Source organism: uncultured Porphyromonas sp., assembly GCF_905372525.1.
GTDB lineage: Bacteria > Bacteroidota > Bacteroidia > Bacteroidales > Porphyromonadaceae > Porphyromonas.
In genome coordinates, this window is sequence record NZ_CAJPPN010000009.1 from 52,241 (window position 1) to 62,776 (window position 10,536).

11 protein-coding genes are annotated in these 10,536 nt (G+C 54.7%); 1 reads left to right on the forward strand and 10 read right to left on the reverse strand.

Translation table 11 applies throughout. The features are described 5' to 3' along the window. Positions 1-11: 11 nt before the first annotated feature. From QZ170_RS03050 to QZ170_RS03080, 7 genes are all read right to left on the reverse strand, one after another. Positions 12-1,151, reverse strand: coding sequence for a glycosyltransferase family 4 protein (locus tag QZ170_RS03050; protein ID WP_297176896.1), 1,140 nt, complete (start codon positions 1,149-1,151; stop codon positions 12-14). A 5-nt stretch (positions 1,152-1,156) separates the two neighbouring features. Next, positions 1,157-2,413 carry a hypothetical protein gene (locus QZ170_RS03055; protein WP_297176897.1) on the reverse strand — a complete coding sequence of 419 codons (1,257 nt, stop codon included), beginning with the start codon at positions 2,411-2,413 and terminating at the stop codon, positions 1,157-1,159. Positions 2,414-2,422: 9 nt separating this feature from the next. Next, positions 2,423-3,424: a glycosyltransferase gene (locus QZ170_RS03060; RefSeq protein WP_297176900.1), complete on the reverse strand. Its 1,002-nt coding sequence runs from the start codon at positions 3,422-3,424 to the stop codon at positions 2,423-2,425. Between the two features lie 455 nt (positions 3,425-3,879). After that, positions 3,880-5,202 carry an OmpA family protein gene (locus QZ170_RS03065; RefSeq protein WP_297176903.1) on the reverse strand — a complete coding sequence of 441 codons (1,323 nt, stop codon included), beginning with the start codon at positions 5,200-5,202 and terminating at the stop codon, positions 3,880-3,882. A 299-nt stretch (positions 5,203-5,501) separates the two neighbouring features. Further along, positions 5,502-6,305 (reverse strand): ribonuclease III, encoded by an 804-nt coding sequence (rnc, locus tag QZ170_RS03070; RefSeq protein WP_297176906.1) that lies wholly within the window; start codon positions 6,303-6,305, stop codon positions 5,502-5,504. Positions 6,306-6,368: 63 nt separating this feature from the next. After that, a complete protein-coding gene (gene fabF / locus QZ170_RS03075; protein WP_297176909.1) occupies positions 6,369-7,625 on the reverse strand; it encodes a beta-ketoacyl-ACP synthase II in 1,257 nt (418 codons plus the stop codon). A gap of 36 nt (positions 7,626-7,661) precedes the next feature. Next, positions 7,662-7,901, reverse strand: a complete 240-nt coding sequence (locus QZ170_RS03080; RefSeq protein WP_297176912.1) for an acyl carrier protein — start codon at positions 7,899-7,901, stop codon at positions 7,662-7,664. A 169-nt stretch (positions 7,902-8,070) separates the two neighbouring features. Between QZ170_RS03080 and purN the strand changes: the two genes are divergently transcribed. Then, complete coding sequence (gene purN / locus QZ170_RS03085; RefSeq protein ID WP_297176914.1) at positions 8,071-8,640, forward strand: phosphoribosylglycinamide formyltransferase; 570 nt, start codon at positions 8,071-8,073, stop codon at positions 8,638-8,640. A 173-nt stretch (positions 8,641-8,813) separates the two neighbouring features. Here the strand turns inward: purN and ruvC are convergent, their stop codons facing one another. The 3 genes from ruvC to QZ170_RS03100 are packed head-to-tail and all read right to left on the reverse strand — an operon-like array spanning position 8,814 to position 10,320. Next, positions 8,814-9,392 carry a crossover junction endodeoxyribonuclease RuvC gene (gene ruvC, locus QZ170_RS03090; protein WP_297176917.1) on the reverse strand — a complete coding sequence of 193 codons (579 nt, stop codon included), beginning with the start codon at positions 9,390-9,392 and terminating at the stop codon, positions 8,814-8,816. Positions 9,393-9,399: 7 nt separating this feature from the next. Beyond that, on the reverse strand, positions 9,400-9,711 hold the full coding sequence (locus QZ170_RS03095) for a DUF4286 family protein (protein WP_297176919.1): 312 nt from the start codon (positions 9,709-9,711) through the stop codon (positions 9,400-9,402). 57 nt (positions 9,712-9,768) lie between these two features. Then, positions 9,769-10,320: a ClbS/DfsB family four-helix bundle protein gene (locus QZ170_RS03100; protein WP_297176922.1), complete on the reverse strand. Its 552-nt coding sequence runs from the start codon at positions 10,318-10,320 to the stop codon at positions 9,769-9,771. Positions 10,321-10,536: the final 216 nt, after the last annotated feature.

A 10,536-nucleotide genomic window follows, 5' to 3' on the forward strand; every position in this document is an offset into this window, starting at 1 on the left:
GCGTCTAGTAGCTATTTGCTAGTGGCCTTATATAGCCCCTCGAAGAGCTCTATCCACTGCGCCATCACTTGATCTACGGTATAGCGGAGCGAGGCCTGACGAGCCTCTGCACCCATCCTCTGGCGGAGCTCCTCATCGGACATCAGGCGGGAGAGCCCGGCAACGAAGCGTTCTTCTTCCCCCAGCTCAATGAGGAACCCATCTCGCCCATCTGTGATCACATCACGAGGGCCACAGGGACAAGCAAAGGAGACGATCGGGAGACCCATCTGCTGCGCCTCGAGGAGTACCATCGGGAGACCTTCGTAGCGGGAGGTCATCGCATAGACCGAGGAGGACCGGTAGACCTCCTGCATCTGATGCGTAGGGGTAGCCAGAGTGACTGAGCCCGTGAGCCCAAGGGTCGAGACCAGAGCCGTCAGCTCGGATCGCATCTTCCCGTCGCCTACGATGTAGAGCTCCCAATCGGGGAAGCTTGGGGCAAGGCGTGCCCAAAGGCGGATGAGGAGCTCAAAGTTCTTTTGGAAGTCATAGCGTCCTGCAGCGACCACCCGATGAGCACTGCAGTCGGAGGGGGTATCGGTCGTAAAGGGGAGAGCGTTGGGGATAACACATATATTGGGTAATGCCCCCCAATAGCCTTGATCCTCCTTCGTCAGGACGACGAAGCGATCATAGGGACGTACGGTACGCTCATCTAGCTTGGTACGGATACGATCCACTAGTCGCCAGAGTCCTGTACGCCCATATTGTAGTCGCTTGAGCTTGGAGAAGTGATATTCAAGCACCTTCTTACTCCCATCAGCGATCGAGGGGAGAAGGTCAGCATCGTCCCCAAACATAGAGACAACGATATCCGCCCGGAGCTCTAGCAGGAGTGAGGTAAGGAGAGCCCTATGGCGACGTTTCTTCCCCGGGTAGGAGCAGAGCTTAGAGAGGATGCCCTCACCATTATTCTCATCATAGTTGATCCCTAGATCATACTGGGCGACTTCCTCCCTCAGGGGAAAGAAGGGTGCCTTACCCCTCTGGTCGGTGGTGACAATAGTGATCTCGTGCCCGAGGGCAGATAGGTAGTTAGCCTTCCCTGCCAAGACTCGCTCCATCCCTCCAGAGTTGGAGGTAGCTGGGATACAGTATACGATCTTCATAGTGATTACGATTGAGCCTGCTTAAATATCAGCGTGTCATCCTCAGGCCTTAGCCAGAACATGAAGGCATAGATCATTAGGATGTCCGTAGAGACCTTCACCCAGATGATGAAGCTCATAGCACAGAGGGCGATGAACATCCAGCGATAAGGTCTGTATTTCGTACCCAACATATAGGCATAGAAGACAAAGGAAAGGGCAAAGGTCACGAAACCCGTCAAGCCGGAGTAGAGGATCAGGCGACAGTAACCAATATCTGTCCCGAAAAGGAAATGTCCGTAAAGACCCGTCCCGATAATCCAAGACTGAGTATCCTTCGGCCACTGCCACATAGAGTTGAGCACTTCAGTAGAGCTCGTCGTAAATTCACCCTTTTCGACTAGGTTAAAGAACCCCTCGAAGGCAAAGCGAATAAGCTCATGATAGTATGGATCCGTGTTGTAGAGGTAAACCCCGACAGCGATCATCAGGGTCGTCACAGACACGAAGATTGGCATAATCTTACTCGGGCTAGAGGATCCCCTCAAGGAGCCAAGGGAATTTTGTAGGGCATAGATAAAGATGCCAATAGCTGCCCCCGTGGAGGTCGTACGCGAAACCATTGACCCAATTCCCAGTATAATAAAGAAAGAAAGAAGTAGATAGATGACATGGGGTGTATTGGCTCTTAGCCTCCGATCTGTACCCAGACAACCTGCGATTAGGACCAAGACAAGGGCAAAGCGTACTCCACCCATATCCAGCGACGTACTGAAGCAACGCAAGCGGTCAATACGCTCCATGAAATCGACCTCGTAATAGACAAGGGACGTATTCCATTCATCCAGCTCTGGGATATTGTCAATCAGGAGGGCACTGATGCACTGAAAGACAGAAACTCCCGCCAGATAATAGGCGACACGTGTGAAGGTCACCTGCCCATACTCTAGGCGAAGCATCGCCATTGCAGGATAGATACTGAAGACCCAGACGAAGAAGGTCGTCAGATAGTTCACATAGCTATAGTCATCCGTCGCATTGATCTCCACTGAAGCGAGGTTGATGATGGAGTAGACCCCAGCAAAGATCGCCCCTCCGATCATCAGTGGAGTAAAAGGGAGCCCCCGTCCTTGCCTCCACGAGTCGAAGAGGAACCACACGAGACCCAGCGCCGCTAGGATCATCTTCGTGTTGGGACCCGACGGCCAGGCCGCGAAGGAGAATGAGTAGTACGAGCAGAGGATGAGTACCGAGATCAGGAGTACCCTAAGGAGCTTCCACATAGACCGACACTAATGATAGAGGAGTTTGTAGAGCCACTGCATGATGACTCGGTCGTAGAGCACCACGAACCAGTACTGCCGACGGGCAGCCATCTGCTGTAGGAGCCTCGTACGAAAGGGGATGGAGCTATTGCGGGCGATGAAGGGATGGGACTCCGTATAGCTCGAGAGCCAGCGATCATAGTCCTGTCGCTTGCCTGTGATGAGTAGGGGGAGCTTGAGGTTAAGCTTGAGATATTGTAGGAGCTCCTTCACCTCGGAGCCTTTGTCTTCACGCTCGATGTAGCGCTCGAGTTCCCTGAGATTGGCATCCACCTGTTCCCAGTTCTGGGGGGTATAGGAGCTCGTCAGGGAGCTGTCATTACGCACGTAGGTATAGAGTGGCTGGTGGATAATGGAGACGCGACTCGCCCTCAGAAAGAGCTTCCCCATCAGCATCATATCCTCACCCATATTCATCCCAGGGAGGAAGCGTAGGGGCTCTGGGGTCTCGATGAGGGAACGCTTGATGAGGAAGAGCCAGAGGTTCCAGCGCATCAGCCCCCGACAGCACTGCTCGAGAGCCTCTTGGCCTGTATGGACATCAGGCTGGGGCATAGGACGGGTACTCGTCCCTTGCTTGAGGAGCCACTCACAGCCCACGAGGTCACATTGCTCTGATAGAGCTCGCTGCACGAGGAGCTCTATTGTGCTCGGGGAGAGCTCGTCATCTGCATCTACAGAATAGACATAGTCACCAGTCGCAGCCCCGAGGGCGGTGTTGCGAGCAGTAGCTACTCCCTGATTGACGGGATGACGAAGGAGCTTGACCTGTATCCCCTCTGCCTGAAGCTCTGGGGTCCTAGCGATGACTATATCGGCCCCTCGGTCTGGGCTACAGTCATCCACGAAGAGGAGCTCCAGAGGACGATAGCTCTGCTCGATGAGGCTATCGATACAGCTCGGGAGGGTAGCCTCGGCCTTATAGATGGGGATGACTACAGAGACAAGTGGGTGGGTATTGCTATCCATTGGTCTATATATAAATGGGTGTCCAGTCTATGATATGATACTATACTCGTGGATACCTAGAGCCTCCCAGAGCTGTTGGTGACCATCCGCTATCTACCACCCCTAGTCTTACCTTGCTCAACCCCTCAGAGTTGCCTATGAGCCACTTCGTGTGCCTAAGACTAGACGGACTACACCCCGAGCACTCAGGGCGGATGGAGTCTTCACCCCGAGCGATGCCGAGACTAGGGAGACTGTGCCTCATGAGCTCGAGCGGGTTACGGGCGAGGATCAAGTAGGCATGTTTCATGTAGCTACAAAGATATAACGTTCTCTAGGGATAAGCAAAAACCTCCCTCGTCACCCCCGGACTATGCACTAGCCGACGAACTGACGAGGGAGGTATTCCTTATAGTGGTTCCTTTGTGAGGCTCACGCTGGGGCAAGCGTCCTCAGCGTGAGCTCTGGGAGAGAGGTTACTCTGCGACCTTCGTTAGGACGGAGCGGCTGCAGCGGGGGTCGTTGTAGAAGAGGTTCCCAACACCACCGAAGGAATCAAGCTTCAGCTGAGACTCGGAGACACCGAACTCCTTGACGAGGCAGTCGTAGACGACCTCTGCACGCTTACGAGCGAGGAAGATGTTACGCTTTTCGCTACCCGTACCCTTGTCAGCGTAGCCAGAGACCGTGTAGACGAGGTTGGGGTTAGCCTTCAGAGCATCTGCCAGGAAGCCGAGGTTCACACGATCCTTGTGTGCCAGCGTCCAGCGGTCGATGGGGAAGGTAACCAGGAGAGGCATCGTCGTGACGGTAGCTGGGGTGACAGGGCGGTTCAGAGCCTCCTCGAGCTGACGACGAAGGTCGTCGTTGAGGGACTGTAGCTCATTGACACGGCCACGTAGGTTCTCTAGGACCTGCTCATTGACACGGATCGTGGTGACCGTGCTACGATCCCAACCACGGCGGGGGAAGTTGTAGCTGATACCGAGGGTAGCCGTGAGCAGACCTTCGCCGAAGCTACCAGAGCCGGCGTAGTAGTTGTAGCGCTTGTCAGGCTGAGCGGAGATATCCTCCTGGTCGAAGTGATCCCCCGTGTAGGCAGCACGGACATCGAAGTTGATATCCCAAGCACTGCTCAGACGGAAGCGGTTGATCACACCGAAGCTCCCGGTCACTTCGTGTGAGTTGCGACCCGTCGTAGAGGCTGGCTCTAGGCTGGTAGCGAACCCGACACCGAGGTAGGGAATCAGCGAGTAGACACGATGCTCATTGTAGCCACAGATCATCTGGGTGAGGTTCAGCATGACATCCCCATGAGCGTGGATGTACTTCATCTCGGTCTCATAGAGGGGGTAGCCTACATTAGCCTTGCTGTAGGGCTTGCTCCCCTGCTGGAGGGCAGGATCCCACCCTACGATGAAGCCCTGATAGTTCCCTCGGTTCAGGTTAGGCTGAGAGAGTTTGTGCCCTGTCCAGCCAGAGAGTCCCTTGATCTTGTAGCCGTTAGCTCCGAGACGCACACCGATACCGGGAGTGAACCACTTACCGAAGTAAGCCTCGAAGTTAGGAGTAAGGCGATCAACGAGCTCCATTTGGCGATCGTGATCACCGAAGTACATCTGGGCACCAGCACCAATGCCGAAGAACCAATTACTACCGAAGTGGTTCGTCTCGACCTTGTACTTGCTAGCGTTCTTGACCTCTACAGTGTAGACGGAGTCGGTCGTGCTCTGAGCCCACAGCCCCTGTCCAAGGAGTAGGCTAGATACAGCGACGACTAATACCTTTCTTAACATCATACAATTTCTTACTATAGTTATTCTTTTATAAAGTTGAACTCATCTCTGAATTCCCCTGCCCGTAGGCATAGCTATAGCCGTGCAAAGTATATTACCATTGAAGCAACCTCACACAGGCTAGATCTGAAAGAATCCTTTTACCCCAGCCAAGCAATCTTTTATTTGTTAGCCTTCCTTTAAGGGGTATACCAATTACAGCACAAAGATAATTCTTTTCTGTATAACTAACAACTTATTTTTGCATTACGGCTATCTTTTTTTCAGATAACCCTTACTTAGTCTCCCGACTAAGCGATAACCTAAGCTTCGCTCGGAGAGCTTAGCTTGAGGTCTTCGAGCCGGAGCCCCAGCTCCTCTGCGACAGAGGCATCGGCCTCGCAGAGGGCGAGCAAGGCTCGATGGGCGGCATCCTGATGAGCCTCCTTCTTGTTGAGCCCCATGCCGACTCCTACCTTGCGTTCGCTGATATAAACCCCGCAGACAAAGGAGGCTCCCGAGCGCTTGGGCTCCTGTAGCATGCGGAAGTCCAGGCTCAGACGATGCTTCTGGGTCCACTCCAGCAGGAGGGACTTGTAGTTCGTCGTCTGCTCCCGTAGGCTTTGCTCCAGCTCTATGAAGAGGGGGAGTACCCGGTGATGGACGAACTCCTCGGCCTTCGTGTATCCTCGATCTAGGAAGATCGCCCCGATCAGAGCCTCCAACGTATTGCCATAGATATCGGCACTCCCATGACGCGCCTCACGACGGATCTGGAGCATACGGTCTAGCCCCATACGCTGCGCTACGGCGTTGTTCACTGCGCGCTTGACGAGGGCTCCTCGGCGCTTGCTCAGCTGCCCCTCATCCCAGGTCGGGTGACCTAGATAGAGGTAGTGGCTCATCGCCGTAGCGAGGACAGAGTCCCCGAGGAACTCCAGACGCTCGTTGTTGAGCTTGAAGCCCGTCGCATCCGTCCTGCTCACCGAGCTATGCCTAAAGGCGAGCTCGTAGTAGGACTGGTCGTGGGGCTCGAAGCCAAGCACCTCGACTAGATGCAATAAAGGCTCTTTGGACCGTAGTCCAAAGAGCCTAGAGAGTACATTCTGAACGAGCCTAGTGATCATAGAGCTTGGGGTGATGTCCGTGTTCCTTATCCGACTGCGTCCAGAGCGTGAGGGGGAGAGCGGTTACTTAGCGAACTTCTTGAAGATCACGCTGGCGTTATGCCCGCCGAAGCCAAAGGTATTGGAGAGGGCGGCACGCACGGGGCGACGCTGCGCCTCGTTGAACGTGAAGTTCAGCTTGTAGTCGATCTCGGGATCTTCGTCGTCGCTAGCGTGGTTGATCGTCGGAGGGACAATATCCTCCTCGACAGCCTTGAGAGCAAAGACAGCCTCGATAGCCCCAGCGGCACCTAGTAGGTGACCCGTCATGGACTTGGTCGAGCTGATATTCAGCCGGTAGGCAGCGTCACCGAAGACCTCCTTGATCGCCTTTGCCTCTGAGATATCCCCGACGGGGGTCGAGGTACCATGGACGTTGATGTAGTCGATATCCTCGGGGGAGAGACCGGCATCCTCTAGGGCATTGGTCATCACCAGCTTGGCTCCCAGCCCGTCGGGGTGGGTCGCCGTTAGGTGATAGGCGTCAGCAGACAGACCTGTGCCCACGAATTCGGCATAGATATGCGCACCACGTGCTAGGGCATGCTCCAGCTCCTCGACGACGAGACACGCAGCCCCCTCACCCATGACGAAGCCGTCACGAGAGGCACTGAAGGGACGTGAAGCTCCCTCGGGATCATCGTTGCGTGTAGAGAGGGCATTCATGGCATTGAAGCCCCCGACACCGGCAGCACAGACCGAAGCCTCTGCTCCGCCAGCGATGATGACGTCCGCCTTACCTAGACGGATGAGGTGGCAGGCATCGATCAGCGCATTCGTGGACGAAGCACAGGCTGATGCCGTAGAGTAGTTAGGGCCGTGGAAGCCATACTTCATCGAGACATGACCTGCGGAGATGTCCGAGATCATCTTGGGGATGAAGAAGGGGTTGAAGCGTGGGCCTGCCTCGGCATCATAGCCGCGCACCTCTTCCTCGAAGGTACCTAGCCCTCCGATACCCGAGGCGATGATGACGCCCACACGGTTCTTATTGGTCTGCTCTAGGTCGAGCTTGGAATCGGCGATGCTCTCTTCGGCTGCCACCATGGCAAACTGAGCATAGCGGTCTAGGCGGCGTGCCTCCTTACGATCAATATACTTAGACACGTCGAAGCCCTTGACCTCGCATGCAAAGGTGGTCTTGAACTTGGAGGCATCGAAGAGCGTGATGGGGCCAGCCCCGCTCTTACCCGCTACGACGGCCTCCCACGTCTCCTGGGCTGTATGCCCAAGAGGTGAGATAGCGCCTATTCCCGTGATGACGACTCTCTTGAGTTCCATCAGTCGAATCCTTTTTTCCTGGACTAGGGGTGTAGGTTAGGCCTTCTTAGCCTTGATGTACTCGATAGCGTCACCTACCGTCTTGATGCCCTGAGCATCCTGGTCGGGGATCTGGATATCGAAGGTCTTTTCGAACTCCATGATGAGCTCTACGGTATCGAGGGAGTCTGCACCGAGGTCGCTAGAGAAGTTAGCAGTAGGAGTTACTTCGCTTGCCTCGCAGTTAAGCTTTTCGACGATGATGGCGACTACCTTGTCCTGAATTTCCTGTGACATGTTCTTTTCTTTTTGAGTTATATTGTCTTACGTTTATCGTGTTACGCGTACCTTTGTAGCGCAGTGCTCCGCCAGCACGCTCCCACTCTACTGGACACTGGGGGAGCTGGTAAACCAGGATACCCACTGCACAAATCGAGCAGAATTGTGCACAAAGATACGTATTTTTATGAAACGAATAGCAATACTCGCCTCCGGCAATGGCTCCAATGCCCAGCAGATCGTTAGTTACCTACGCCAGAGCGGCGAAGCAGAGGTAGCTCTGATCATTACCAATCGCCCTCAGGCTGGCGTCATAGAGCGAGCTAAGAAGCTCCATATCCCATGCTACTACTTCTCGAATGAGCAGCTCCGTGATGGAGCCGAACCAATAGCCCTCATGAAGGCTCAGCAGATCGACCTCATCGTCCTAGCCGGCTACCTCTGCCTCATCACCCCTATATATATAAAGGAGTATCCCGAGCGCATCATCAACATTCACCCCGCTCTCCTACCCGACTTCGGTGGCAAGGGCATGTATGGGGATCATGTCCACCGTGCTGTCCTAGCTGCAGGCAAAGCCCAGAGTGGCATCACCATCCACCTCGTAGATGAGGACTACGACCACGGTAGGCACCTCCTACAGGCCACCTGCCCCATCCTCCCCACGGATACCCCCGAGACGCTGGCGAGTCGTATCCACGAGCTGGAGCACCGCTTCTTCCCACCCACTATTGCACAGTATCTGCGCTTCCTCTAGCCTCATCCAAAGGCTTAGCGAAGCTCCCCACTAAGAGCCTCGCACTCCCCCGACCAAGAGACGACCCTCCATGAGGTGGTACGAATACCTTACCTCATGGAGGGTCGTCTTGCTATATCTTGCACCGGCGGCTCCAGGGGCTTCCCCAGGGAGCCCCCTTATGAGTTAGCGGGCTATATCCCCTTGACCCGAGTGGGGTTCTGACGGACAAAGTCCTCCCAATTCTTCGTAGCTCCTGCCTTCCCTGCGGTCAAGGGCGAGGAGGTGAGGAAGTGATGGCAGAGCGCAGCCGCCAGGCCGTCGGTAGCATCTAGCTCCCTCGGCATATCCTCGTCGGAGATCTTGAGGTAGCGCTGGAGCATACCTGCTACCTGCTCCTTAGAAGCACCGCCGTTGCCCGTAATGGCTTGCTTGATACGCATAGGGACGTATTCGGTGATGGGGATGTCACGTGTGAGGGCGGCCGCCATAGCTACCCCCTGGGCACGTCCCAGCTTGAGCATACTCTGGACGTTCTTGCCGAAGAAGGGAGCCTCGATAGCTAGTTCATCGGGATGGTACTCATCGATGAGCCCCTGCACTCGGTCGAAGATCCGACGCAGACGGATATAATGGTTGTCAAACTTATTGAGGTTGATTGTCCCCAGAGCGAGGAGTTCGGCCTCCTGCCCTCTTACCCGCAGCAGACCATAGCCCATGATGATCGTACCTGGGTCAATCCCCATGATGATGCGCTCAGAGACTTGCTTCATCGCTCGGCTAAACCTCCTTCATGATGGTGCTAAAGCCAATGACCGCTTCCCCAAAGCGTGCGACAAGGGCTTCGGCGAGACGTAGCCCCGTGTTGGAGAGCACGTCCTGCAGATGATATTCGGTAGGTGTGTAGAAGTGCAAGGCATAGCTAATGCCGTCCACATCCTCGTCCTGAGGCACGATGCGGTGCAGGCGAAGGCTTCCCGCCTCCACAAGTTCATCCTGAGCCAGTGTAGGGAGGTAAACCTCCTTCATAAACTCAAGGAAAGCCCCCTCCGAGGGCTCTCCCATCACAAAGGTCGTATTATATAGGATCATGATTGATTACTCTTTTCCCTCTATAACAGCGATGCCCGGCTAAAAGATCCCTAAGGCTTATCGGACTAGCCGCCCTACCCGACGGAGCTTCATTACCGCCCAGCGATAGTGTGCCGTGGTCGAAGCGTAGCAATAATCACTGAGTGCCGTCTTCCCCACCCAGGAAAAGAAGCCCCGAGAGAAGAGCTCTTCCTCGGTAAGTCCACCAAGGAGCAGCATCACCTCGGCATGGCTTTGCCTGAGGTTCGTCTTTGCCTCCGAGAGTGATGTCGCTTGATTTTGCTCCCAAATCACCCGATTCATCTCCGGATAAGTGCGCCAATTATACGGTGCAGGGAGGAAAGGACGAGCCACACCTCCACGACCAGCCTCCACCCAGTCAAGCAGCAGCCTATGCCAAGCATACAAATGCACCAGCACATCACGAAGGTTGCGGTCTCGAGCCCAATGCTTCTCCTTACCTAAGGTCGCTACACCTTCGGGAAAGGGCTTTTCTTGCTCCTCGGGACTTTGCCCATCAATGACGCTCCACAGCTCCATCCAGCCAGCCTCTGCCTGCCGAAGGAAGTCTTTTAGATTAGTAGGTCCTCGCATGTTCACTAATATCATCTGTTATGCCCCGTCAGAATCTCTCCCCTGAGGGATGATATTGCTGAGAAGCACACCAAAGATAATAAAATCCGTCTCTAAGATCACCGAAGGAGAGGAAGAAAGCAACAAGGGGAAAACGAAAAAGAGGTGACACCACTCAGGCATCACCTCTTCTATGAGAGAGATAAGATTGATATGACAGCAGAAGCGAGTAGCATTCGCTCGAGGGATAAA